Annotated in this window: 20 protein-coding genes, 1 tRNA gene and 4 pseudogenes; 15 read left to right on the top strand and 10 right to left on the bottom strand. The window is 52.3% G+C overall.

The features are described from left to right. From JCM25146_RS17025 to JCM25146_RS03845, 9 genes and pseudogenes are all read left to right on the top strand, one after another. A partial coding sequence (locus JCM25146_RS17025) for a transketolase C-terminal domain-containing protein (RefSeq protein WP_277909543.1) occupies window positions 1–361 on the top strand: 361 nt, incomplete at its 5' end. 4 nt (window positions 362–365) lie between these two features. Continuing rightward, a complete protein-coding gene (locus tag JCM25146_RS03880; protein ID WP_025826023.1) occupies window positions 366–1,106 on the top strand; it encodes a TlyA family RNA methyltransferase in 741 nt (246 codons plus the stop codon). 142 nt (window positions 1,107–1,248) lie between these two features. Beyond that, window positions 1,249–1,830 carry a hypothetical protein gene (locus JCM25146_RS03875; RefSeq protein WP_025826021.1) on the top strand — a complete coding sequence of 194 codons (582 nt, stop codon included), beginning with the start codon at window positions 1,249–1,251 and terminating at the stop codon, window positions 1,828–1,830. Window positions 1,831–1,953: 123 nt separating this feature from the next. Further along, window positions 1,954–3,167 (top strand): annotated as a pseudogene (gene rlmN / locus JCM25146_RS17020) (23S rRNA (adenine(2503)-C(2))-methyltransferase RlmN). A gap of 119 nt (window positions 3,168–3,286) precedes the next feature. Continuing rightward, on the top strand, window positions 3,287–4,528 hold the full coding sequence (locus JCM25146_RS03865; protein ID WP_025826018.1) for an argininosuccinate synthase: 1,242 nt from the start codon (window positions 3,287–3,289) through the stop codon (window positions 4,526–4,528). Window positions 4,529–4,570: 42 nt separating this feature from the next. Further along, window positions 4,571–5,070 (top strand): annotated as a pseudogene (locus JCM25146_RS17015) (FKBP-type peptidyl-prolyl cis-trans isomerase). Window positions 5,071–5,405: 335 nt separating this feature from the next. After that, the gene (trpS, locus tag JCM25146_RS03855) at window positions 5,406–6,407 is read left to right on the top strand and encodes a tryptophan--tRNA ligase (RefSeq protein ID WP_025826016.1); all 1,002 of its coding nucleotides are present in this window, start codon (window positions 5,406–5,408) and stop codon (window positions 6,405–6,407) included. Between the two features lie 60 nt (window positions 6,408–6,467). After that, window positions 6,468–7,898: a tetratricopeptide repeat protein gene (locus JCM25146_RS03850; RefSeq protein WP_025826014.1), complete on the top strand. Its 1,431-nt coding sequence runs from the start codon at window positions 6,468–6,470 to the stop codon at window positions 7,896–7,898. Window positions 7,899–8,363: 465 nt separating this feature from the next. After that, window positions 8,364–9,707: an MFS transporter gene (locus JCM25146_RS03845; protein WP_025826012.1), complete on the top strand. Its 1,344-nt coding sequence runs from the start codon at window positions 8,364–8,366 to the stop codon at window positions 9,705–9,707. Between the two features lie 176 nt (window positions 9,708–9,883). Here JCM25146_RS03845 and fumC read toward each other — a convergent pair whose 3' ends face one another. Together fumC and JCM25146_RS17010 are read right to left on the bottom strand one after the other, a co-directional pair. Continuing rightward, the gene (gene fumC / locus JCM25146_RS03840) at window positions 9,884–11,329 is read right to left on the bottom strand and encodes a class II fumarate hydratase (RefSeq protein ID WP_025826010.1); all 1,446 of its coding nucleotides are present in this window, start codon (window positions 11,327–11,329) and stop codon (window positions 9,884–9,886) included. Between the two features lie 239 nt (window positions 11,330–11,568). Further along, a pseudogene (locus JCM25146_RS17010) lies at window positions 11,569–13,033 on the bottom strand (mannitol dehydrogenase family protein). A 208-nt stretch (window positions 13,034–13,241) separates the two neighbouring features. Between JCM25146_RS17010 and JCM25146_RS03830 the strand changes: the two are divergent. Both JCM25146_RS03830 and JCM25146_RS03825 read left to right on the top strand, forming a co-directional pair. Then, entirely contained in the window at window positions 13,242–14,288 is a 1,047-nt protein-coding gene (locus tag JCM25146_RS03830) for an aldo/keto reductase (RefSeq protein WP_025826008.1), read from the top strand. Between the two features lie 29 nt (window positions 14,289–14,317). After that, a complete protein-coding gene (locus JCM25146_RS03825; protein WP_025826007.1) occupies window positions 14,318–14,857 on the top strand; it encodes a Dabb family protein in 540 nt (179 codons plus the stop codon). 6 nt (window positions 14,858–14,863) lie between these two features. Here JCM25146_RS03825 and JCM25146_RS03820 read toward each other — a convergent pair whose 3' ends face one another. The 8 genes and pseudogenes from JCM25146_RS03820 to JCM25146_RS16995 form a co-directional block, all read right to left on the bottom strand. Beyond that, window positions 14,864–15,856: a helix-turn-helix domain-containing protein gene (locus JCM25146_RS03820; protein WP_242400902.1), complete on the bottom strand. Its 993-nt coding sequence runs from the start codon at window positions 15,854–15,856 to the stop codon at window positions 14,864–14,866. A gap of 128 nt (window positions 15,857–15,984) precedes the next feature. Beyond that, window positions 15,985–16,874: pseudogene (locus JCM25146_RS17005) on the bottom strand (transporter). A 68-nt stretch (window positions 16,875–16,942) separates the two neighbouring features. Further along, window positions 16,943–19,399 (bottom strand): membrane-bound PQQ-dependent dehydrogenase, glucose/quinate/shikimate family, encoded by a 2,457-nt coding sequence (locus tag JCM25146_RS03810; protein ID WP_025826002.1) that lies wholly within the window; start codon window positions 19,397–19,399, stop codon window positions 16,943–16,945. Between the two features lie 243 nt (window positions 19,400–19,642). Further along, a tRNA-Ile gene (locus JCM25146_RS03805) sits at window positions 19,643–19,719 on the bottom strand. A gap of 1,053 nt (window positions 19,720–20,772) precedes the next feature. Next, window positions 20,773–21,567: a delta(1)-pyrroline-2-carboxylate reductase family protein gene (locus JCM25146_RS17000; RefSeq protein WP_242400901.1), complete on the bottom strand. Its 795-nt coding sequence runs from the start codon at window positions 21,565–21,567 to the stop codon at window positions 20,773–20,775. Window positions 21,568–21,838: 271 nt separating this feature from the next. Next, window positions 21,839–22,396 carry a cytochrome b gene (locus JCM25146_RS03790; RefSeq protein WP_025826000.1) on the bottom strand — a complete coding sequence of 186 codons (558 nt, stop codon included), beginning with the start codon at window positions 22,394–22,396 and terminating at the stop codon, window positions 21,839–21,841. A 309-nt stretch (window positions 22,397–22,705) separates the two neighbouring features. Then, the gene (locus JCM25146_RS21920; RefSeq protein WP_242400900.1) at window positions 22,706–22,963 is read right to left on the bottom strand and encodes a hypothetical protein; all 258 of its coding nucleotides are present in this window, start codon (window positions 22,961–22,963) and stop codon (window positions 22,706–22,708) included. Between the two features lie 6 nt (window positions 22,964–22,969). Continuing rightward, entirely contained in the window at window positions 22,970–23,248 is a 279-nt protein-coding gene (locus JCM25146_RS16995; protein ID WP_051543992.1) for a S24 family peptidase, read from the bottom strand. A gap of 352 nt (window positions 23,249–23,600) precedes the next feature. Between JCM25146_RS16995 and JCM25146_RS16990 the strand changes: the two genes are divergently transcribed. From JCM25146_RS16990 to JCM25146_RS03765, 4 genes are read left to right on the top strand one after another with little or no spacing between them, the layout of a single operon-like run. After that, complete coding sequence (locus JCM25146_RS16990) at window positions 23,601–23,996, top strand: hypothetical protein (protein ID WP_242400899.1); 396 nt, start codon at window positions 23,601–23,603, stop codon at window positions 23,994–23,996. Further along, window positions 23,974–24,198, top strand: coding sequence for a hypothetical protein (locus tag JCM25146_RS03775; protein WP_025825998.1), 225 nt, complete (start codon window positions 23,974–23,976; stop codon window positions 24,196–24,198). The genes JCM25146_RS16990 and JCM25146_RS03775 overlap by 23 nt, the downstream gene beginning before the upstream one ends. Next, complete coding sequence (locus JCM25146_RS24450) at window positions 24,195–24,317, top strand: hypothetical protein (protein ID WP_255375219.1); 123 nt, start codon at window positions 24,195–24,197, stop codon at window positions 24,315–24,317. The genes JCM25146_RS03775 and JCM25146_RS24450 overlap by 4 nt, the downstream gene beginning before the upstream one ends. Beyond that, window positions 24,314–24,712, top strand: coding sequence for a hypothetical protein (locus JCM25146_RS03765; protein WP_025825997.1), 399 nt, complete (start codon window positions 24,314–24,316; stop codon window positions 24,710–24,712). Before JCM25146_RS24450 ends, JCM25146_RS03765 begins: the two co-directional genes overlap by 4 nt. Window positions 24,713–24,734: the final 22 nt, after the last annotated feature.

Genomic DNA, 24,734 nt, shown 5'->3' with positions numbered 1-24,734 from the left:
GGCGTGCCTTCAGGCGGCCGACATGCTGGCCGCCCGTGGCCTGCCGCCCACGGTTGCCGATGCACGCTTTGCCAAGCCGATTGATACGGCACTGGTGGAAAACCTCGCCCGCAACCACGCGGTGCTGATTACCATTGAAGAAGGCTCCGAAGGCGGGTTTGCCACACAGGTCTGCCACCATCTGGCCCGCACAGGCCTGCTGGACCGGGTACGCTTCCGCCCCATGACCCTGCCCGACCGCTTTATCGACCATAACACGCAGGACGCACAGTATGACGAGGCCGGGCTCTCCGCCCCCCACATCGTCGCAACCGCACTCAACGCACTCGGCGTGAGTGTCACGGAAGAACGGACGGCCTGATTACATGGCTCGGCGGCGGGCGGACCAGCTTCTTGTTGATCGTGGCTTGGTGGAAAGTCGCACAAAAGCGCAGGCCATGATCATGGCTGGGCTCGTTTTTAGCGGCACCAAGCGCGTAGCCAAGGCAGGGGATCAGTTGGCCGAAGATGCGGCGCTGGAATTGCGTGGCCAGGACCATCCATGGGTTTCTCGCGGTGGGTGCAAGCTTGCGCATGCTCTGGAGCATTTCGGTCTTTCTCCCAACGGGCGGCAATGTCTGGATGTGGGAGCGTCCACCGGGGGCTTTACGGATGTGCTCCTGACCCACGGGGCAGAGCATGTCTATGCTGTTGATGTCGGGCATGGGCAGTTAGCCTGGAAGCTGCGTTCTGACGCGCGGGTGAGTGTGCTTGAAAAGTGCAATGCCCGTTATCTGGACAAAACGCTCATACCTGTAGCACCCGAAGTGATTGTCTGCGATGCGAGTTTTATAGGGCTTCGTACGGTATTGCCCGCAGCCCTTGGCCTGGCCGCAGATAATGCCTGGGCTGTGGCTTTGATTAAGCCGCAGTTTGAGGCTGGGCGGGAGCAGATCGGTGCAAAAGGTGTGGTGCGGGACCCGACTGTCCATGATGCTGTGTGTGCGACCATACAGGAGTGGTGGTCCAACCTGCCTGACTGGCAGGTGTTGGGCATTGAACCCAGCCCGATTACGGGGCCGGAAGGGAACAGGGAGTTCCTGATCGCAGCGCAGCGTAAGGCATAAAAAGTCTGATGCGTGCGTAAAGGTTAAATTAAATTTTCAGGTTGCTTCCCGTTTTTTGCATGGCAGATGAACAGATTTTTTGCCACAATTCTCCGAGAGAATACAAAAATCAAGTCATCACCAAGGGAAGGAAAACTGCACCATGCGTACGATAGCAACCCTGTTTGGTGCCGCCTTCCTGTTGACATCCAGCTCTCTGGCTTGGGCGGTCCCTGTACATCATCCCTCTACTTCCGCACAGTCCACGACTGAAACAGGGAGTGCTCTGCTGCGTGGCTATGAGCATGATGGACTTGTCCTGCAAGATGACATGCAGGCTGGCGTACTGACTATTAAGGCAGACCCCGCTACAGTGCATGTCAGCGGTGTATCCGGGCAGGCGGATCTGTATCGCCAGACGGTAAAAGACGTACTCTCGGCCGCCGCAACCTATGCATATCTTTATTTTGGCCAAAATCCGGAAGCAACAAAACTCTCTGTTGTGGCCGACATACAGGAAGATGCCGCCGGCCCGGCCAGTATGAATGTTGGGGATGATAAACCAGCGGGCCCGGCACTGACGATTGAAATTGCCCGTCCATCCTTCCCCATTTCAGCCGATACAAAGCCAGACGCATATTCCGCGCAAACTATTGGCATGATTCTGGATAATGTGGACACCACAAAGATGACAATGGCGGCATGGTTGCAAAGCGCTTTGAAGAGCCAACCTGCAGCGCAGTGATGGGTACGGCGCTGCACCACGCAAAATGATGCGAAGATGTGAGAGTAAAGAGGCTGGTATCTGTCAGCCAGTTTTTTTGTTATAAAGTCACTTCTCCACATTTTGCGAAGCAGTGCCATCCCCATGCCGTCTCCCGTTTCCTCCGCCTCTACCCCTGCTGATGCTGACGCCATTACCGCGCTTAACGCCGAGGAACGCGCCCGTATTCTGGCAAAAGCAGCTCTGTTCAGCCCCCCTTCCCCGGTAACGGCGGATGGGCGGCGGGACATTGTTGGCCTTTCCCGCGAGGAACTGACCGAAATTCTGCTCGAAATTGGTGAAAAACCTTTCCGAACCAAGCAGTTGTGGCACTGGATCTATCATCAGGGTGTTACTGACTTTTCGCTCATGAGCAGTATTGCCAAGCCGCTCCAGCAAAAACTGGCAGAAAAATTCATTATCGCGCGGCCCGAGGCTTCCACAGTGCAGACGTCTCAGGATGAAACGCGGAAATTCCTGTTCCGTTTCCGCGATGGGCAGGAAGCAGAAACCGTCTATATTCCAGACCGCCGCGAGGACCGTGGTGCTGTGTGCATCTCGTCGCAGGTTGCTGCACGTTATCCTGCACATTCTGCCATACCGGCACCCAAAAGCTGGTCCGTAATCTGGGGGCTGCGGAAATCGTGGGGCAGTTCATGGCTGCACGGGATTCCTATGGCGAATGGCCAAGCCCCAAAGGCGATACCCCTCGCCTGCTCTCCACCATTGTGCTGATGGGAATGGGGGAGCCGCTGTACAATTATGAAAATATTGCCAAGGCCATGCGAATTATCATGGATGGAGAAGGTATTGGCCTCTCGCGGCGCAGGATTACGCTTTCAACCTCCGGGGTGGTGCCACTTATGGACCGCTGTGGGGACGAGTTGGGTATTAACCTTGCTGTCTCCTTGCACGCTGTGCGTAATGACCTGCGTGATGAAATTGTTCCCCTCAACCGTAAATATCCGATTGAAGAAGTGCTCGCTGCCTGCCGCCGCTATCCTGCGGCGAGTAATGCGCGACGGATTACCTTTGAATACATCATGCTGCGTGGTGTGAATGATAGTGAGGCCGATGCACGGGAACTGGTCAGGCTGATTGCGGACATTCCGGCAAAGGTTAACCTGATTCCCTTCAACCCGTGGCCGGGGAGTGATTATCGTCCTTCCACGCGCGAGCAGCAGAACCGATTTGCGGAAATTATCATGAACGCGGGATTTGCCTCCCCTATCCGCACGCCCCGTGGTCGGGATATTCTGGCCGCCTGCGGGCAGTTGAAAACCGCAAGTGAGCGGTCACGGAACACCCCTTTATCCTGAAAAACACATATTTTTCTTACCCGAGCATGGCTGGAGCAGGAAAGCGCTCTGGCTCCGGGCCTTTCTCGGTGATAGGAGAAGGGCAAACCTGTTATTCAAAGAGATCAGGAGATTGGTGCATGGGCGCGACTTCCGCCAAAAAAGACGTAAAAAAGGTTGTTCTGGCATACTCGGGTGGGCTGGATACGTCCGTTATCCTGCGTTGGCTGCAAAAGACCTATGGCTGTGAAGTCGTAACCTTTACGGCTGATCTTGGGCAGGGCGAAGAACTGGAGCCCGCACGCAAGAAAGCCGAGATGTTCGGCGTTAAGGAAATTTTTGTGGAAGACCTGCGCGAGACATTCGTGAAGGATTTTGTCTTCCCGATGTTCCGTGCCAACACGCTTTACGAAGGTCAGTACCTGCTGGGCACTTCTATTGCCCGCCCCCTGATCGCGCAGCGTCAGATTGAAATTGCAGAAGCCGTAGGGGCCGATGCTGTTGCCCATGGTGCGACAGGCAAAGGGAACGATCAGGTCCGGTTTGAACTGGCTTACTATGCCCTCAAGCCCGACATCACGGTTATTGCGCCCTGGCGTGAATGGGATCTGACCTCTCGCACCCGTCTGTTGTCGTTTGCTGAAGAAAACCAGATTCCTATTGCCAAGGACAAGCGTGGAGAAGCTCCGTTCTCGGTTGATGCCAACCTGCTGCACTCCTCTTCCGAAGGGAAAATGCTGGAAGACCCGGCCATAGCCCCGGAGGAAATTGTTTTCCAGCGCACAATTGCGCCCGAAGCAGCTCCCGACCGTGCAACAGAAATTACCATTGATTTTGTCAGTGGTGATCCCGTCGCCATTAACGGTGAGGCCCTGTCCCCTGCAACGCTGCTCACCCGCCTGAATGAGCTTGGCCGGGCCAATGGGATTGGTCGCCTTGATCTGGTGGAGAACCGCTTTGTGGGTATGAAGTCCCGCGGCGTGTACGAAACACCGGGTGGCACAATCCTGCTGACGGCGCATCGCAGCATTGAGTCCATTACTCTGGACCGTGAAGCCATGCATCTTAAAGACAGCCTGATGCCGCGTTATGCCTCTATTCTGTACAATGGTCTGTGGTTTTCCCCTGAACGCCGTATGCTGCAGGCCCTGATTGACGCGTCGCAGCAGTCCGTAACCGGTCGTGTGCGGCTCAAGCTGTACAAGGGTAACGTTATTTGCGTTGGCCGAGAAAGCCCCAATAGCCTGTATGACACCCGCGTTGTAACCTTTGAAGATGACGAAGGTGCTTATAATCAGGAGGACGCTCAGGGCTTTATCAAGCTGAATGCCCTGCGGCTTCGTCTTGGCGCGCAGATCGGCCGTAAGGGTGGCGCGCTTTAAGCGCCACTTCTGCTGAACTTTGCAAGGGAGCACATAAACACCATGTCCCGTCGATTTTCTTTTGTTCCGTGTATGCTTGCGGCCACTCTGGCCTTGTCGTTGAGTGCCTGTGGTGGGCACAAGGCTGAAGATGTTGAACTGACCCCCGCGCAGCAGATGGCCAAATTGCGCGCGCAACCGGGCGTGACGGTGCTGAAGATGGTCTGGCTTACAAAGTTCTGGAATCCGGCCCCAAAGATGGTGAGCAGCCCCGCAAGGGGGATGTTATGATGCTGATCTATGAAGGACGTCTGCCAGACGGATCTATTTTTGACGGGTCTGACCAGCATGGCAACGGGGCATACATGCAGATGCCGCTTGATGGGCTGGTGCAGGGTTGGATGGAAGCGCTTCCCCTGATGCATGTTGGGGATACGTGGATGCTCTATGTGCCACCTGAGTTAGGTTATGGTCACAGGTCCATGGGGGTTATTCCGTCCGATAGCCCTCTGGTGTTCCGCATTCAACTCTTAGGTGTTGAACATACGCACAGTGCACCCTGAGTTACGGTGGGCATGGTGGTACCTTCGGTAGGCCATGCCCACGCAACCGTGTGGTTTTATGTATTGATCTGACTGTTCAATCTGGGCTGAAAGATCTTCTGCAGATATGTCTCTGTTATGTTGACCTGTTAACCGTCATGCCCTTCCCCTCCCCTTTTGCCGCTCACAAGACGATAAAAGCAGGAGAAACATGATGTCGGTCAAAAACATAGGGGATTTGGCGGACCGTTTTATACCGTCTTGTGGTACGCGGCGCTCAAGCAATCTGGCAGAACCTGACAGATTGCTTTTTGCTGAGTATTTTTCATTCTTACAGACAATAGCGATAGACCCGTATGCAACGTATTTTTTCTGGTATTCAGCCTTCCGGCGTTCCTCAGCTTGGTAATTATCTGGGGGCGATCCGCAACTGGGTTAGTCTACAGGCGGACCACGAATGTGTATTCTGTCTGGTGGACATGCATGCCATTACGGTCTGGCAGGAACCTGCCAAGCTGCGGGAGCACACCCTTACTCAGGCGGCCATTCTGCTTGCATCGGGGATTGATGCGGAACGGCATATCCTATTCAATCAATCTGCAGTTTCTGCCCATGCGCGTTTGGCATGGATTTTTAACTGTGTGGCCCGTCTTGGCTGGCTGAACCGCATGACCCAGTTTAAAGACAAAGCTGGTAAGGATCGTGAAAACCACTCTGCGGGTCTTTATGTATACCCCAATCTGATGGCAGCAGACATACTGGCCTACAAGGCCACACGTGTGCCCGTGGGTGAAGACCAGAAGCAGCATCTGGAATTGACCAACGATATTGCCCAGAAGTTCAACCATGATTACGGCGTAGAGTTTTTTCCGCAGGTTGAAGCACTTATTCCCCCCGAAGCCGCTCGTGTGATGAGCCTTCGGGATGGCAGCAAAAAAATGTCTAAATCAGATCCATCAGCCCAAAGCCGCATTGAGCTGACTGATGATTCTGATGCGATTGCACTAAAAATCAAGCGTGCCAAAACGGATACTGGTGTTATCCCTTCCACTCCGGCAGAGCTGACGGGGCGGCCTGAAGCAAAAAACCTTGTATCAATTTACGCTGCTCTGTCTGGCATGAGCGTGCAGCAGGTGCTTGATCAGCATGAGGGACAAGGCTTTGGTCCTTTCAAGGCGGCGTTAACTGAAGTTGTGGTGAATGAAATTGCACCAATTGCCGTAAAAACCAGCCAGCTTTTGCAAGATGAGGCCTATCTGGTGCAAATGCTGCACAATGGCGCACAACGCGCTCAGGCGATTGCAGAGCCGATTGTCTCGGAAGCCGAAAAACTGGTCGGTTTTGTTAAGCAGGTTTAAAACGCTTGCGCGCGGAGTATGATCGCTTTTTATTGCAACTGAGTTCCGGGTTTTAAACTTATGGCACAGCATTCTTCTTCTGATCTGCCTTTGGTGTCGGATTTGCAGACAATGGATGCTGTAGCGTTGCAGCAAGCCAATCGCTTGCAGGATGCCGTTGTGGCGTATCAGGCCGTATTACGGCGCAATCCTGACGATGCCTGTGCCCTGAGCAATTACGGTGGTCTCCTGTGCTCGTTAGGGGAGTTTCGTGCCGCGCAGGAGTTGCTTGACCGTGCGGTCAGGCTGAAGCCGGATATGGCTGATGCGTGGTCCAATTATGGTAATGTTCTCTATGAACAGCAGGATTATGCGGGAGCGATCGACGCCTTTAAGCAATGCCTGACATTGCAACCACAGCATGGTTTGGCGCTGAGCAATCTGGGGGTTGTTCTGGATTGTCAGGGACGGCACGCGCTTGCACAGAATTTTCATGCCGCAGCCATACAGCTTGAACCCGATAATGGGCAGTCACGCACCAACTATGCACTCTCCCTTTTGGCGCAAGGGCGTTACGCAGAAGGGTTTGAGGCGTATGAATGGCGCTGGAACAGCAATATTATTGGTAAGCACAACCTGCAGGGCACGTTGTGGAAGGGGGAGACCTTTGTAGGTAAAACCCTGCTGGTTCATACAGAAGGCGGCTTTGGCGACATGCTGCACTTTGTACGCTTTATTCCGTTCGCAGCAGAGCGTGGCGGCAAAATTATTGTAAAAGTGCGCAAAGAGTTGCTGACATTGCTGCAACGCTCTTTTCCCGAACAGTTGTTTATTACGGTTGATGATGTTCCTCCTCCTCATGAGCTGGAATGTTCGGTAGGAAGTTTGCCTTATTTACTGGGTACAACGCTGGAAACTATTCCTCTGGCTAACGGGTACCTGACAGCCGACCCGGTGCGCGTGGCGTTATGGAAGGATCGCCTGAATAAGGATGTGTTTTTCAACGCAGCAAAGCCCACATTAAGCGTAGGGCTTGTTTGGGCGGGTTCTCCACACCGTGAGGTCAGATATGTGGAGTTTGTGGACCAGCGCAGGTCTGTCAGCCTGCAAAGTCTTGCTCCATTAGCGCAGGTGCCGAACGTTTTGTTTTATAGTTTACAGGTTGGGGAAAAAGGTATTCAGGCCAAAGCGCCCCCAGCAGGGATGAAATTGATCAACCATACCAAATTACTGCATGATTTTGATGATACGGCGGCGTTGATCAGTAATCTGGATATGGTGATATCTGTTGATACGTCTGTAGTTCATCTTGCGGCAGGGCTCGGTAAACCTGTCTGGATGTTGTCGCGGTTTGACCAATGCTGGCGCTGGCTGTCTGGCCGCACAGATACGCCGTGGTATGATAATCTTCGTATTTATCAGCAGCCTCAACCGGGCGATTGGAATACGCCGCTACAAAAAATGGTTTCAGACCTTCTTGATCTTGAGAAAAACTATGCGGAAAAACAATAATCAACAGTTATAAATATATTTTTACGCATTATAAAAAAATACGTCATCGTGTGCCGGATTATATGTTCCGCTTTGTGTGTGATGAAAAGATTTTTTGGAAAGCCAAAAAAAATAGGCAAGTAAATTTTTGAAAGATTTTGAGAAAATAATCTGTGAATTGAAGAAACAAAATCTACAATTATTTAAATAAAATTAAATGGTAAAAATAATTATTTAAGAATAAATTATACTACATTGGATTTATTTATAAAAAATTCCTTGAATTGATTCGTCATGATGATTATGAATTACTGAGAGCGCATAGTCTTGTGCTTTTTATCCCGTGATGCGCGATCCTATTTTCGTGCCCGTTTCTTGATAGTCCGTGATGTATATTTCGGACTTGCATCACGCACGTCTGCGCCCTTGCTCCTTAGGGCCTGTTTACACCAGCAGACTGCAAAAAATACATAAGGAGAGAGCGTCTTGCCAGAGACAAGCCCTCAGTCATCCACGCAATCACGTGGTCTCGCCGCCTTTTTGGGCATACCTCAACCCCTCTTTTTTGGTTTTGTTGGCCTGCTGCTGTTTATGGTCGGCGATGGCGTGGAGGCTGGTTACCTTGACACATATATGCTGCACCATGGGCATAGTCAGGGTGATGTAAACCTCATGTTCACGACATATGGCGTGACGGTCATGCTCTCTGCATGGCTGGCAGGGCCATTGTCCGACCTGTATGGGCCAAAGCGTACCATGTGGGCGGGGCTGCTCCTGTGGGCCGTGCTGGAGGTGGGGTTTTTGTCATTGGGGCTGGGGCCGGACAATCTGTCCATGACGCTTCTGTTCTATACTCTGCGTGGCTTTGCTTACCCATTGTTCGCATACGGCTTTCTGGTCTGGATTGCAGCCGCCACACCTGCGCGGATGCTGGGTTCTGCTGCGGGCTGGTTCTGGTTTTCTTTTTCTGCTGGGCTGCCTACTCTGGGGTCGCAGTTTGCGCGCTATACCATTCCCTATATTGGTGAGTTGGCGACGTTCTGGTGCTCCCTGGGGCTGGTTGTTCTGGGTGGTCTTACGGCTCTCCTGTTTGTTCGTGAGCCTATTGGAGCCAAACCGCTGGTGAACGAGAACGCGGATAAAAAACAGGTCTTTTTTGGGTCGATCAGCATTATGTGGCGCGAACCCAAAACATTGGTTGCCGGTATTATTCGTACAGTCAATACATCTTCCGAATATGCATTTCTGGCGATCATGCCCGCTTTTTTTGTGGACCAACTGCATTTTTCTCAATCGCAATGGCTTGATCTGCTGTCCCTGATTTTTCTGGGCAATATTCTGTTCAATCTTGCTGCAGGTATGTTGGCGGACAAGCTCGGCCATCGTTTTGTTATTGCGATTGGTGGCTGTGTTGGTTGTTGTGTCACCATTCCCCTCTTCTACTACGTGCCATTATGGTATCCGGGTAACTTTATGTTAGCTGCCATTGCAGGTTTTGTTTACGGGGGGACCGTTGCTGCTTTTGTGCCGATGTCGGGTTTGATGCCCCTGATCTGCCCCAAGGAAAAAGCCGCAGCACTGTCCATTCTGGGGTTGGGTGCCGGGGCTAGCACATGGGTTGGTCCAGCCGTGGTGAGTATTTGTGAGTCCTGGCTGGGTATGGGGCTGGAAGGCGTAATCTGGAGTTTTTCAGGATTGTATCTGGTGGCAGGTATTCTCACGCTTTGCCTGCGTATTTCCCCTGAAGCGCGCCGTCATACCCAGATGTTGGAAAAAAAGAAAAAACAGTCTTTGTCCGCTGATTTTCATGGTGCGCAGCAAACTGCGTGATCATGCGTTAATCCTGCATCAGGTAGATAAAAAAAGGGAGGCGAGCACGCCTCCCTTTTCCCCTTCCGCCAAGAAGTGTGTTGACGTTGCTCCTGCATCAGCAAAGGGAGCAATGATGTGCATCAAGTTCTTGGAATTTGGATAAATATCCCTCTCATTGCCGGCGTGCTTTAGCTTCAGGCTCCTGCCAGCCCCTCTCCAACCATGTGTCGTGGGTCCACATTCTGGTCAAAAACGTCAGCGCTCACCCCAGATGCAAGAGCGGCCTCCCTGAGCGTTTCGTTCTTTTCCATGGCACGGTGCGCAATGGCCGAGGCTTTGTCATAGCCAATAACCGGGCTTAGAGCGGTTACCAGCATGACTGACACGTCCACATAATGTTTTATTTTTTGTTCGTTTAAAGTGGTTCCTTCGACCGAGAATTGCAAAAAGCTGCGACAGCCATCGGCTAGAATACGAATGGAATGCAAAACATTGGCTGCGATAACGGGACGCATGACGTTGAGTTCAAAGTTGCCCTGAGCACCTGCAAAGGCAACCGTGGCATCATTCCCCAACACCTGCGTTGCAATCATGATCAATGCCTCGCACTGCGTCGGGTTGACCTTGCCAGGCATAATGGATGAGCCTGGTTCGTTTTCGGGTAGGTTCAGTTCCGCCAGACCGCAGCGTGGGCCAGAGCCAAGCCAGCGCATATCATTGGCAATTTTCATCAAAGCAACCGCAAGTCCACGCAGTCCAGCGGACGCGCGGACCATGGCGTCCAACCCTCCAAGAGCCGCAAATTTATTAGGGGCGGTCACAAAGGGCAGACCCGTGAGTACCGCAATATGTTCTGCAATGGCCTTGCCAAACCCTTTGGGGGCGTTCAACCCTGTGCCCACGGCTGTGCCACCCGCTGCAAGCTCTGCAAGGCCTGCTCTGGCGGAACGGAGCGCATCCAAGGCATTATCCAGTTGTTGAGCCCACCCCGACCATTCCTGCCCGACAGTGAGGGGCACAGCGTCTTGCAGGTGTGTCCGTCCCATTTTGATAACATCATTCCACCCTTCCGCTTTGGTGCGAATGCAGGCGATCAATGCCTCAATTGAGGGGAAAAGGGTTTTTTCAATTTCCAGCAATGTCGCCACATGCATGACTGTGGGAAAAGAGTCATTGCTTGATTGACCCATGTTGACGTCGTCATTGGGATAGACGGGTGTTTTGGAGCCAATCTGCCCGCCCAATAGTTGGATGGCACGGTTGGCTATCACCTCGTTGACGTTCATATTGGTCTGGGTGCCGGAGCCAGTCTGCCAGACAAATAGCGGGAATTCGGAATCCAGCAGGCCGGAGCTGACTTCGTCAGCGGCCTGAATAATGGCGGCAGCTTTCCAGTTTGGTAGGCGGTTATCAGCCAGATTAACCTGTGCTGCCGCTTTTTTAACAATCCCGTAAGCGCGGCAAAGTTCAATAGGCATCAAATCACGGCCAATGGAAAAATGTACCAGACTACGTTGTGTCTGTGCTCCCCAGTAATGACCTGCTGGTACATCGATGGTGCCCATGGAATCACTCTCGGGCCGCGTGCCTGTGGCATCTATGCCGATACTTACATCGCGTAGATGATACGTTGCGGTCATGACCGTTCTCTCCGTTTGCAAGTGCCTCCTCAGGGGCACAGACATTCCCAGAGATATGTCCCGAACCTGACAGGCAAAGTCCTGATTTTTAACGATAGGCCCGCAGCACGGTTCCGTTTGGTCACAAGAATGTGGGGGCTCGTGGTTACCTCTAACCACCAAGGCATGCTGCAATCCCGGTGGCTGAGCATGATAAAAAGGGAGGTCGTTCAAAACCTCCCCTTTTTGGTGGTCATTTGTCAGGCAGGTAACGTTGCCAAGGCCGCCAGCACGCCCTGATTGCGGATAATTTTGCGCAGTTCCACAACCTGATGATCCAGTATGTGACTGTCCAGGTCGCGCCATGCGTCAAATGCAGGTAGTTTTAAGCCGGCTGCATAATCATCTGAGTGGATAAGGGTTTGCTGGCCCTGCGCATAAGCTGGCTCGGAGATGGGATAATGCTGACCCGACGTGGAGATGCCACGTAACATTTCCAGATAAGCGGCTATACCAAAGGCCATGCGTGAACAGTCTTTATTCCCAAGCAGGAGGTCACGCACTGTTTCTGTCCAGAATACCTGAATTTTGGCGCAGCCATCACTGGCAATGCGTAATGTCTGGTCTGCCATGGCGGGGTTGGAAAAACGGCTGAGCACGCTTTGCATATATTCGTGCAGATCAATCCCCGGAGGCCTTAAGCGTTGGGATGACATCCCGAACAAGAAAATTTTCCACATTCTGTTTGAGCGCGGGGTCTTTAACCGCCTGATCGACATGGGCATATCCCAGCAGAATGGCCGGGAAGCTGAGCATGATATGAGAGGCGTTGAGCATGCGGATTTTGACATGCTCATAATCCGTTACGTCAGATACGAACTGCACGCCAGCGCGTGCCAGATCGGGCCTACCGTCGGCAAAATTATCTTCCAGCACCCATTGGTGAAAATCTTCGGCAACAACGGGCAGGTCATCTTCCAGCCCGCTGTAGTCATTCAACTGGCGTGCATCATCTGCCGTAACTGTTGGCGTAATACGGTCCACCATAGCGTTGGGGAATGTGGCGTTCTGTGCAATCCATTCTGCCAGTTCGGGGTCATGCGCCTGCGCAAACCCCACAAAAGCCTTGTGTGCAACGTCCCCATTATGGCGCAGATTATCGCACGACATAATGGTAAAGGCCTTTAGGCCTGCATTGCGTCTGCGGCGCAGGGCCGACACGACGTAGCCAAAAATCGTTGTTGGATTGTCCAGATTATGCAGGTCATGCTGCACGGCCGGATTTTCAAGGTCAAATGCTCCGGTTGTTTCGTTAATATTGTAGCCTCCTTCCGTTATGGTCATGGAGACAATGCGGGTACTGGGGCTACTTAGCTGCTCCAAAACCTTTTGTGGATCCTGTGCTGCCAGCAGATAATCACGGAGTGCGGCAATAACGCGTACGGTACGCCCGCCGTCGGGCGCACATTCAGTGAGGGAGTAAAGGCAGTCCTGCACCTTGAACATGGCGGCTTTTTTGCGCGAATGCTCGCCGTCGGTCAGGCCAACGCCAACAATGCCCCAGTTTGGCTCCGCGTGGAGAATTTTGTCGATATAAAGTGCCTCATGCGCCCGAAAAAAATTACCAACGCCAAAATGAACAATGCCGGGTTTAATATCCAGAGGATTGTAATCTGGTAAATGAACGGAAGAGACCGCCTTGTTAATGTTATCAAGGTTAAGCATGCATTCCTCCAAAATAATATCAGAATTATTTTCCATGATAATCGCGCATTTTAAAAATTTCAATGGTTAAAAAATATCATTTTTATTTCAAATAATATTAAATGTTATTTTTAATTTGTTTTTTATCTTATTGACGGTGCTCTTGTATTATTTTTGTTTTCCTCGCATATTATAAATATTGTTTGCATCTTTCGGGGCAGGTTTTGACATGCATAAACGCGAACTGGGCCGCACAGGCATTATGGTGAGTGAACTCTGCCTGGGCACAATGACATTTGGACAGCAGAATACGCAGGCAGAAGGACATGCCCAGCTTGATCTGGCGCTGGATCGGGGCACTAACTTTATTGATACGGCGGAGCTTTATGCTATTCCCCCGCGTGCGGAGACCTATGGCGCTACCGAAACTATTATAGGTCACTGGCTTAAAGCCCGAGGCGGTCGGGATCGACTGGTGATTGCCAGCAAGGTTGTCGGGCGTTCGTCCTCCCCATGGTATCGCCCGGGTGGAGAGCAGGCCCGCCTTGCTCCCCGGCAGATACGCTATGCGCTTGAAGGCTCCCTGCGCCGTCTGGGGACGGATTATATTGACCTCTATCAACTCCATTGGCCCGACCGAGTCATAGGCCTGTTTGGAGAAGGTGGCACTACGTTTACAACTCTGCCCCAAGAGGATGCCATACCCATAGAGGAAACACTCGGTGTGCTGGGTGATCTGGTTAATGAGGGAAAAATCCGCCATGTTGGTCTTTCCAACGAAACAGCATGGGGTGTTTCCAGTTTTCTGGCGGCTTCAAAAACCGGGTTGCCACGTGTGGCATCCATCCAGAATGCATATAACCTTCTCAACCGGACGTTTGAAATTGGTCTGGCGGAAATGGCCCTGCGAGAGCATGTTGGGCTTCTTGCCTATTCTCCTTTGGCGCAAGGCTACCTGACCGGAAAATACCTTAATGGTGCGCGACCTGCTGGAGCGCGCACAACGCTCTTCAATCGTGCTCAACGGTATGAAAAACCCGGTGTGGATGAGGCCATTTGCGCGTACCATGCACTGGCTCGGAGCGAAGGGCTGGACCCGACACAGCTTGCAATTGCATTTGTAACAAGCAGGCCTTTTGTCACGTCAAATATTATTGGCGCTACAAGCCTTGAACAACTGGAGGTTATTCTCGGCTCGCAAGAGCTGGCTGTAACACCTGAACTGGAAGCAAAAATAAATGCGATCCATCAGGTTCATTCCAATCCGGCTCCCTGATGCCTATCGTGTAGTTTGGCAGGTGTCTGATGCTCAAATGCAGCGTGGTCATATTGTGTTCGGGGGCGGTCAGCGGGACCGCCTTCATCCACCCCGAGAATGGGTTTGCGCAGAACCTGCCGGTCAGCCAGACTGCGCAGCTTGTAAGAGCTGACGCACGGAGTGTGGGCGACGCCCGCTTTACAGCCACTGACTACAAGCCGGGGATTGTACGGCACTTGGTGATGTTCCGCTTTAAACCGCAGGTTACTCAGGCTGAACGCGATGACGTTACAAAACGCTTTGTTGCTCTTGCCCAACTCTCGCGCCGTCCGGACGGACGTGCTGTTGTTGCATCGATTGAGGCCGGTCCGCAGATCAGTGGTGAAAATGTAGATTTTGGGCTTGAGCAAGGCTATCTGGTGACCTTTCACTCACAAGGGGATCGCAACTTTTATGTCGGACGGCCGATTGTGACTGATAGCCGTTATTTTGATCCTGCCCATGACGCCTTTAAAAGCTTTGCTGGCCCATATCTTGAACGTGTCGCCGTGTTTGATTTTCCGGTAGAGGTTCATTTTCAGCCATAATGCAGCTTACTGAATATTCAGTCCCTTCATCTTACGGTATAATGTGGCGCGACTAATTCCCAGACTGCGGGCCGTTGCGGCCACATTGCCATGACTGGCAGCCAATGCAGAACGGACAACGCTTTCTTCTGCTTTTTGCAAGCTGATTTCACAGCCTGTTTCCAGTTCGCTCAACAGGTTGGGGTGATCCTTGATCATGTTTTCCGTCCACCCCATCATTACTCTGCTGGCGTGGGTGGCTCCAATGACTTCTCCGTCGCCATTCAGGGCGACCAGCGGGGCTGAGCAGCCATTGGCGGGGCCAAGGGTCAATATTTTTTTATCCACGTAATGGGTGCGAAAAAGCTGTTCTTCTATACGGCGCCCGGACTGTAACAGCGTATCCATGAGCAGCGCTGCGTAAGGCTTGGTCGAGTTCCCATTAAATGCTGCCAGATTGAGAGCGCCTGCCACATGCCCCTGAGCATCAAAAACAGGTACGGCATAGCTCGCAAGGAGGGAAAAGCAAAAGCGCCAATGCTCCCCCTGCCCCAGAAATATCGGACATTTTTCTTTTACGCATGTACCAACGCCATTGGTGCCTGCGGCAGATTCATGCCACACGGCTCCTTTGCGCAAGTGGAGCCGACGGCAGACCGACAAGTGTGTTTCATCCGCGCAGCGTGCCAGAATGGTCGCGTCCGGGTCAGCCAGCAACACCATAAGACCCATGCCCTGCACAAGATCAAACAACCGCCGCATTTCTTCCATGGCTGATTTGAGTAACAGCGATGAGCGGCCACTCGCCTGCCGGAATTCGGCCCCGGATAACACATCGGCTATCCAGCCCTGTGAAGGGTCCAGATTATAGGAAGAGGCGCAACGCTCCCATGATTGCTGGATGCAGGCGTCGCTTGTGGGTGGGGCTTGGTGATGAACCGGGGGCGGCAGAATATCATCATCTGCCATGTTTTTCCTGCTCAGTTTGCCATTCATGCAGTCTTCCACCAGTTGACTCACGCAGTTCCTCTTCGCTTGCGACAAGGACAGGTGTTACAGTTGTTATGTATATTACCGCATATGCTCTTCAGGGTTAAAGAGAATTTTACCATCTTCTGAAAGAGTAATGCACGCTTTATGCATGATCTTTACCAAAGATAGACCAGCTTGAGGTAATAGGCATTTGTCTCGGGCGTGTTACGTGCTTCAAGCGAATGCGAATACCGTCCGGTGATAGAGAAGTGCTTGGAGACATTGTACATCAGCCCAAGGCCCAAAGTGGTTTCCCTACTATTGGAATCATCAAGGTACTGTTTGGCAGTATTGTCATACGTGCCTTTTACATTCTGCCAGTCAAGCGCGACAAAAGGTTCCAGTTTTTGGGTTGCTTTCCAGCTGAAACGTAGATTGGTGTAAAATACTACGCCGGGTGAATAGCTATGTGCATTTTTGACATGCTTGGTGGAGCCGACAACTGTCCCTGCATCTCCATCAAAGCTGAAATGCTTCCATTCATAGTCAAATATCAAGCTGGAAATATTGGACCAGTATTGGGGGGACGTGGCATCGCGCGTGCCTTGAGGTGTCTGCATAAAAGTCTGTATGCCCAGAGTACTGTGGGCATTAGGCTTAAACCATGCGGCCGGGCCTACAATGGTTGGGCCCAGACCACCATAATTTGTTCCATTAGCCAGTGTGTAGCTTTCTGACTGAATGAGTTCGAAGGCAAATCCAACATGTGGAATGGCTTCAAAACTGCGGAAATGCACATATTTGGTCATGCCTGACCAGGTGTGGCTACCACCATGCGCCTGGCGTTGGCCCAGACTGTTGTAAGTGCTGCCTGCGGCATTCCCGTCTCCGTACTGTACCAGAACGTTAAAGGGTTTAAAATCAACCGGCAAATCATACTCATGTGGCCAATAATGCCGAGCGTTACATCCGCCGCGTGGGCAGAAGACGCATAAACCAGAACCACACCGGGTATGACAAGGCGAAGCAGAGAGCGCATGCGCTCTGGCTTTTCTGTCAGACGCATCAGAAGGATTTCCGTATATTAGGGAAACGGGGCTTCAGAAAAATTCTGAAGCCCCGCATGAAGGCGCGTTACTGAGCTTTGGAGCCCTGAGCGCCATCGATTGTGTAAGCAATGATGTAATCACCGCTCCGGGTACCAAGCCCCCCGTGGCCGCCAGCTGCAATCACTACGTACTGCTTGCCTCCGGCCTCGTAAGACATGGGAGTGGCCTGACCACCTGCGGGAAGACGATCGCTCCAGATAACCTGCCCTGTGGCAAGGTCAAACCCGCGCAGATAGTCATCTGCGGTAGCGCCCATGAACACCACGCCGCCCTTGGTCACAATATTCCCGCCAATATTATACATACCCGTCGGGAGTGGCAGGTTGTTGTGGGTGCGGAAAGGCCCTGTGTCGCGCGTGGTGCCAACAGGATGTTGCCAGACGATTTTTTTGCTAACAAGGTCAATCGCGGTCAACGTGCCCCATACCGGCCCTTTGCAGGGGATCTGCAATGGGTTCAGCCATGGATTGGTGTAGGCAATGTACGGCGTGCCATAGTCAGGCGAGACGGACAGTGCATCGCCTTTGGCGGCGGGTTCTTCCCCTTTGCCATCCCATTTGGGCAGGATTCCGGGTCCTTCCAGTGTGTGGCGCTTTTCCAGACGGATGCGGAATGGCAGGTAGCTTGCATTGGCCAGCAGCAGTTTACGCTGTGGGTCAATGGTTATGCCCTGCCAGTCTACAACGCCGTAGAACGCGGGATAGACAATGGTGGTTTTGCCCAGATGCGGTGGAGTGAATTGCCCATCATAAGCCGATTGACGATATTCTATACGGCAGATCATCTGGTCGAGCAGGGTCGCGCCCCACATATCCGACTCTTTCAGATCCGGCGGGGTAAGCGAAGGCATTGCTGTGGGATAGGGCTGCGTGGGAGACACGCGGTCATCCGCCAGATGGCCTGCGGTGGGGACAGGTTTTTCTGCCACCGGGTAGCCCGGAACAGGTTCACCTGTGCGGCGATCAAGCACAAAGAACTCGCCACGTTTGGTGCTTTGCACCAGAGCCGGAATGCTCTCCCCGTTCGGGCCGGGCAGATCGACCATGGACGGGCCGGATGGAATGTCCATATCCCACAAATCGTGGTGCACGGTCTGGTAAATCCAGCGGCGCTGGCCTGTTTCAATGTCCAAAGCCACTGTGGCGCTGGACGATGCATCATCAAACGGTCGACGTGACCCACCCCAGTTATCTGGAGGAGAGTTGCCGGTAGGGATGTAAACCAGTCCCAGATCAAGGTCTGCCGTATAAACCCCCCATGCGTTGGGGGTGTCGCGCGTCAGCTCATCATTCGGGCCGGGCTTCCATGTTTCTGGGTTGTGACCAACATCCCATGCCCATTCGATGGCACCTGTGGTGGCATTGAACGCACGGATGGCACCGGAGGGTTCAAAATTGGCCTGATTATCAAAGATCCAGCCGCCGGTAATCAGCCGGTTTTTTGCCACCATGGGCGGAGATGTCACAAAGTGGAAGCCGTGCGGCACATGGCCCAGATAATCACGCAGGGAAATAAAGCCATGATCGCCAAAGTCATCACATGGCTGGCCAGTTTCTGCATTGACGGCCACCATGCGCACGTCTGCCACCGGTGAGTAAATACGGTTGCGGCAGGTCGTCTGAATTTCATCAGGGATGTGGTAATAGGAAACCCCACGGCAGGCCAGATACACGTTTTTATCCAGATCAGCCGCTGCTGGTTTGGGGTCAAACTTCCATTTAACCTTGCCTGTTAGCGCATCCACCGCCATGACCCAGCTATGGGGCGTGCACATGTATAGCGTGTCCCCTACCTTGATCGGGGTGAGTTCCAGGTTGAACTCATGACCCTGATCCGGGCCAGCCACGGTTCCCTCTCCATCTTGCTGCACGTCACCTGTACGGGTCATCCATGCGCGCTTGAGGTGGCTGATATTGGCTGGAGTAATCTGCCCGACCGGGGAGTAACGGTCACCACCAACCGTGCGGCCATAAGCTGCCCAGTCGGCATCTGGCACTCCGTTGGAGGCGACATCATTCTGGCCTTGTGCTGCCATACGGTCAGCCGGAACAGTGCCATTGATGGAATAGGAGGCAAAGCAACTGGCGATAACCACAAGCAGGGAAACACCAACAGCGCCCAGTACCTCGCGCTTGTCAGTCAGCCAGTCTGCACCTGTCCGCCAGACCCATGGCAGTAGCAGCCATGCGCCAAGCCCGATGAGGGTGAATAGCCGGACTTCCAGCCCCCAGATGTTAAACCCGACTTCAAGCAACGACCAGAGCGTTGCCAGCAGCAACAGGCCTGCATACAGGCGGGTTGCCAGTTTGGGGTTTTTGAAGCCGCTAAACGCCGAAGCCAGCAGAACACCACCGGCAAGGATGTAAAACCAGGACCCACCAAGGACGAGCAGTTCTGCTCCGCCCAAAAACAGGAAAAGTCCGATAAGAGCCAGTAAGGCTGAGGTTATAATTGAAAATAACCTCTTATTGCTCTCTCGCATGTTGTGTTTCTTTCTGAATGTGTTCAGTCAGCCAGAACATTGCGTAAAGCGTTAACAGTACGCCCTGATACATGACCAATTTGGTCTGATGAACAGGAACCGCCCAGAAATTGCCACTGTTGACACAACCATGATCACATATGTTTGTAGCAAAAAACCTAACCTGTTTCAGATTTGAGACATATCTGGTCAGATATGGCGCCATACCTTCGCTACATGAACCGTAAAATGTCATGGAGAAAGTGGTGCGCCGGGCAGGACTTGAACCCGCGACCAAGCCGTTATGAGCGGCCCGCTCTAACCAACTGAGCTACCAGCGCACATTTTGTCTGGCGATCCGGAAAAATGATGGAGCACCAGTCTGTTAGACACCCATATCATCTTATCTAATAAAAAAACAGGGAAAGACCTTATAAAGTGTTCTGCGTCGCTTTATCAGTTGTCGCGCTCTTACGTGGCAATCGGGTTAGTCTCCCTTCCCGATAACACCTCGGGGCCGTTTTCAAAGGCATGCAGAACGGCTGACCAGAGTGCCCACAGGTTTGAAAAGCTGCCCTAATTCGGCGGTTCCTCAGGGGCAACGGCGGGGTTTATAGCGAGCACAGCCCAACTGACGCGCCCAAATATATGCGTCATATTCGGCCCTCGGATTGTTTTTGTAGCACATGCCCCCCGCTTTAAGAGTATGCGAGGGCGCTTCATGATTCTTGAGATCAAACTGCTTCCGTTGATGGGGTGAGAAAAAATTCTGATTAGTAGGCGTTCTTGTCGGTTGGGGTGTGTATGGTGACGCCCGGTGGAGAGGTGCTGCAATGGCGGTAGGACAAGCAGGTGTAGAGGCCGCTCATACTTAAGGGATCGTTTTAGTCTGGAGGTAGACCTATCCGGCCCATGGCACCTGCCATTTTGTAGCATGGGTAAGGAATGGGCGAGTCGATCAAGTGGCATATACCGATCCCAGCGATACTCTATTGGGGCGATATGCAGCTTGTGTGCCTTTGGTACAGGCGAGTGAGGGGCAAACCCGCTTATAAATCAGACAATGAACTGCCGCTCTTTGCCATTGTCTGAAATGGGGGGGGCAGACTGGCGACTATCTGCTGAAAAATATGACAAAGCTACCATTACCTCTTTTGCAGCGGGCTTTCTTTCAAATGGTCAGAACCGTCCCCTTCTCGGCTGTCTGCCTGCAGCAACCGTCATGTTCTGGTTTTGAGTGCTGGGCTAGGATCTTAGTTTTGCAACCAAGGTAGTATCAAAGGCCTGCTACGCGGATTATGGCAGTGATTGCATAGCAAGCCGGCAGGCGGCCAGATCCCATGCGGCACAGCCAACACTTTTGAAAAAGACTGGCTGGTTTTGAGCGGGTCTTTTCAGAAAAAATCGGCAAGAGCGCAGACGTCTGACCATTTTTTTCCGGCCTGCAGAATATCCCCCGCCTCATGGGGAGCGCCAATGGGATCATCGACGACGCAGAGACTATTCAGGACAATCTTGGGGCCTATCTCGATCATATCCGGGCGGTATGCACCGACACCGATGACCAGTGTGTTCGGCGAAGCCTCTTGATTAAACAAGATTCCTCGGCTGCTGGTGACAGAAATGACAGCGTCATAGTGGTCTGCCGAATTATTACTCTCGGCTCTGAGGCAGAGGGCGTGATAACGGTTGTCAATGAGTGACTGGACACGCTCTGCGTTCCTGCCTCGTATCGTAACGGAAAGGCCCGGATAAAGCTCATTCAGCGCTTCAAGATGGACACGTGCCTGTGCGCCAGTCCCAATAAGTAGAACATGCTCAAGGTGCGTTGGACAAAAACAGGACAGGCCGAGCATTGAAATCGCGGCAGCACGTCGTTCGGTTGCGGTAATGCCGTCCATAGCGAATAGAAAACGTCCGTCACTAGCATCGAGGCACGTCACCTGTCCCTGAAGCGTCGGTAAAGCTGTATTCCCGGGGAAAATGCTCAACAGCTTGTGGGTGATAATGTCCGGCCCGCAGGCTACCATCGACAGCACTGTCCCGGTGTGGTCGGTAGATGGCACCACAAGACGTTCCGGACAAATGATGATCTTGTCCCGGTATTCCTCAATGGCCGTCCTGAGTGTTGCAATCAGCGGCTGGAAAGGGAGAACCTGTCGTGTCTCGTTTGCGGAAAGAAAGCGCATAAAAACTCCAGAAGGACGTCAGGAGATCAGAATACTGTTAGGGGTTCAATTCGCATAGCCAAGACATGACGGCTGCTGCGCGGTAGACCGTTTGAGATCACAGAACGTTATCGTCGATATCTAGTGTCACCGCATCTGGCGGTCGGCAATAGCTGTAGCATTAGCATCGGTCAGCGCGCGTAACTCAGGTGGATACCCAATTTGCAAACACTTTTAGAATCTTACGCGATACCCGCCACCAAATGCCTAAAAGACCCGTGAATAAAATGGATTAGAGCATACGTGACAGCACATCGTTCTCTTTTGTTCTGTCGAAAAGACGATGTTTTATAACACCGCAAATATGCAATATAACGAGAACCATTAGAGTATATGCGGAAATTTTATGTAATAAATTAAACAATACAAAAGCATTCTCATTTTTTGGTAAAATTTCTGGAATATCAAAAATAAAAAAGGGAACTCCATCGCTTTGTAAATAGGTGCTCGACATGACATAACCCATGATGGGTACAATTAGAGTAAGAGCAATCATAGCACGTTGTACAAGGTTTGATAGCCGTTTTTCCCATAACGCTAAATTTTCAGGGCTTTCTGGGAGTGTTGAATAATATCGAACAAATAGTTGAAAAATAGAAAAAAATAAAACTAACATTCCAAATGATTTATGTAGTGGGAATAATCTTTCAAACTTTATACTGTTTCCATCAGGTAGGGATGTCATCCACCATCCCAGCGCAATTAAACCAATAATAAGGCCTGCTCTTATCCAATGGGAAATACGCATTATGACAGGGTATGTCGAAGGTGAGTGATATTGCTGCATCATGTTCCTGCATGCTTAGATAAGACTTATATTTCTATGCGTTATCGCAACGTTTTTGAAGTCAAAAAAGTCGTGCTTTGTTCTAATTTATTTTAATAATTAGGGTCGCATAAGACCTTATACAATCGGCTTATCCGCTGGAGCCGCCTGAGCATCTTCGACCGGATATTCACAGCCTTGACTGATCAGGCCGGTCGTTCCAAAGCGCCTAATGATTGATGCAGCACATTTCAAAGCACATAGAGCGGCAGCTTCGCGGCTTAAAAGGGAGCTTTTCCCCGCTATATCGGACGGACAAAAGAAGGTCTGAACTCAAAGTTGCGCACTGCGTGTGATGGTAAAGGTCGTCCTGTCCGTCTTCACCTGACCGCAGGACAGGTCAGTGACTTCCAGGGCGCTGATATGCTGCTGGTGGATTTGCCAGATGAAACAAAAGAGGCCATCGGGGACCACACTTATGACTGCAATAAAATCAGGTTTTCTGAGGCACATACTGGCGACATTAGCCCAGATGTCCACATCCCGTGCGGGATTAACCTCAAGTGCTGGATGCGTATTGTCGCCTGACACAAGCCATCATGTCTTGCCCCGATTCTGCAATTCCGTCAGCAGAGCACGCCCTGCGGCCCATGCAATGACCAGTTGGCCTGCCTGTGGAGGGCCTGCTGTGTCGGCTATCAGAATATCTCCATCCAGAATGCCCCGTGCGACGAAGGTCGCTCCGCGCACACGCACCGGGTAACGGCTGGGATTCGTCAGATCCAGAGTCTGTGAAAGGTCAATCGGCCCTTCAACAGGATTGGATGCCGGGCTAGCAAAGCCGGTCGTGCGATCCCTCGCATAGCGTGTAGTCATCTGCTTCCCTCCGGTATGGGAACACAATGAGAACACGATACTCAAAGTCAATTAAAAAGGTGCACGGATTTTGCACGGATTGATGTGGGTTTAGATGGTCCAATATGGACCGATATAAACCTATAGCACGCTCATTATTTTGTGGATTGTTTTCTGTAACCCGCAGAAAACTAGGGCAAACCGTGGTGGGTGCGACAGGGATTGAACCTGTGACCCCCGCCGTGTGAAGGCCGAAATGATAATATCCTAACGTATTGATTTCTAATTGTTTATTCTTATTTCACATCAGAATTGCACGGATTTTGCACCAAATCAGAGGCCAGATACGGGTAAAAGCATCGGCTCCAGTGTTGTGCCGGTCCTGCTGGTGGGTGTTCTGGGCTTTGGCCTGACAGCCTGCGGGGATACGCCACAGGCCAAACTCCGACAGACCGTGTTTGACGCGGCCAGTGTTTATCATGTGGCCGCCACCCCCATGCCTGATGTGATGGCGGGCAAGGTGCCGGGGGTGCATCTCAGCGATGAGCAGAAAACCCTGGTCAAAAAATCCAGCCAGACCGTGGTGAACGAGCTGACGGTGCTGGAGACGGTCATCCAGAACAACAACACCCTGACCCAGACCAGCGTGTCCGGCCTCCAGTCGGCGCTGCTTTCGTTCCAGACCTGCTGGGCAGGTGTGAAGGCGGGCACCATCCGGATGCCTGCAAGACAGGAGACACCAGCAAATGAGTACAGCCGAAACCATTGAGGGCATTGCCGCCGCCTCTGGCGCGATCCTTGGCGTTGTGGGGGAAGTGGTGGCGTTGGCCGAAAAATACGGGCCGGAGATCTACGCCACCATCATTGCCGCAATCGAGCAGAGCAAATCCGGCACCGGCCCGACCGATGCGGATATTCAGGCGATCATTGCCAGGTGCGTGGCCGATAACGCCGCGATCCAAAGCGCATGACGCCCGATAACGAGTTCTTTCTGATCTTGGGAGGCGGGGCCGTTGGCCTCGCCTTTGTCCTGTTTGCCGCAACCGTGCGCTGGCTCAGAACCCGTGCGGATAAGGAAGATGATCTATGACCCGGTTTGCGAACTTGCGCAAATTCGCAAGTTTTGGGTTGCTGCTGCTGATATCCGCCTGCTCCAGCCTGCCCATGCGGGCCAAGCATGACCTGATCGGCGTGGACCGCTCGGACCTCATTGCCTGTGCTGGGGTGCCGGACAACGTAGCTACCCTGCCCGATGGTGAGGTGCTGCAATGGCGGCAGGACCAGCAGGTGCAAGGGCCACTAACCCTCAAGGGGCCGTTTAGTCTGGAACTGGACCTATCTGGGCACGGCACCTGTCATTTTGTAGCACGGATCAGACATGGGCTTGTTATTCAGGTCGAATATACCGGCCCGAGCAATACTTTTCTGGGGAAATATGCCGCGTGCACTTCGTTAATAAATGCATGCTTGCATAATAATAAATAACACTAAAATCAATTGTATAATT

The organism is Acetobacter okinawensis JCM 25146, assembly GCF_000613865.1.
Taxonomy (GTDB): domain Bacteria; phylum Pseudomonadota; class Alphaproteobacteria; order Acetobacterales; family Acetobacteraceae; genus Acetobacter; species Acetobacter okinawensis.
The sequence above is the reverse complement of the archived record's forward strand: the minus strand, read 5'-3'. Positions and strand labels throughout refer to the sequence as shown.

Coding starts and splice junctions, on each gene's coding strand:
- JCM25146_RS03810 (WP_025826002.1), bottom strand. CDS start 19,399: ATGCGAGAGAGCAATAAGAGGTTATTTTCAATTATAACCTCAGCCTTA.
- fumC (WP_025826010.1), bottom strand. CDS start 11,329: ATGACCGCAACGTATCATCTACGCGATGTAAGTATCGGCATAGATGCC.
- JCM25146_RS03880 (WP_025826023.1), top strand. CDS start 366: ATGGCTCGGCGGCGGGCGGACCAGCTTCTTGTTGATCGTGGCTTGGTG.
- JCM25146_RS03775 (WP_025825998.1), top strand. CDS start 23,974: ATGAGTACAGCCGAAACCATTGAGGGCATTGCCGCCGCCTCTGGCGCG.
- JCM25146_RS17000 (WP_242400901.1), bottom strand. CDS start 21,567: ATGCGCTTTCTTTCCGCAAACGAGACACGACAGGTTCTCCCTTTCCAG.
- JCM25146_RS03865 (WP_025826018.1), top strand. CDS start 3,287: ATGGGCGCGACTTCCGCCAAAAAAGACGTAAAAAAGGTTGTTCTGGCA.
- JCM25146_RS16995 (WP_051543992.1), bottom strand. CDS start 23,248: ATGACTACACGCTATGCGAGGGATCGCACGACCGGCTTTGCTAGCCCG.
- JCM25146_RS03850 (WP_025826014.1), top strand. CDS start 6,468: ATGGCACAGCATTCTTCTTCTGATCTGCCTTTGGTGTCGGATTTGCAG.
- trpS (WP_025826016.1), top strand. CDS start 5,406: ATGCAACGTATTTTTTCTGGTATTCAGCCTTCCGGCGTTCCTCAGCTT.
- JCM25146_RS03875 (WP_025826021.1), top strand. CDS start 1,249: ATGCGTACGATAGCAACCCTGTTTGGTGCCGCCTTCCTGTTGACATCC.
- JCM25146_RS03825 (WP_025826007.1), top strand. CDS start 14,318: ATGCTCAAATGCAGCGTGGTCATATTGTGTTCGGGGGCGGTCAGCGGG.
- JCM25146_RS03830 (WP_025826008.1), top strand. CDS start 13,242: ATGCATAAACGCGAACTGGGCCGCACAGGCATTATGGTGAGTGAACTC.
- JCM25146_RS24450 (WP_255375219.1), top strand. CDS start 24,195: ATGACGCCCGATAACGAGTTCTTTCTGATCTTGGGAGGCGGGGCCGTT.
- JCM25146_RS03790 (WP_025826000.1), bottom strand. CDS start 22,396: ATGATGCAGCAATATCACTCACCTTCGACATACCCTGTCATAATGCGT.
- JCM25146_RS03765 (WP_025825997.1), top strand. CDS start 24,314: ATGACCCGGTTTGCGAACTTGCGCAAATTCGCAAGTTTTGGGTTGCTG.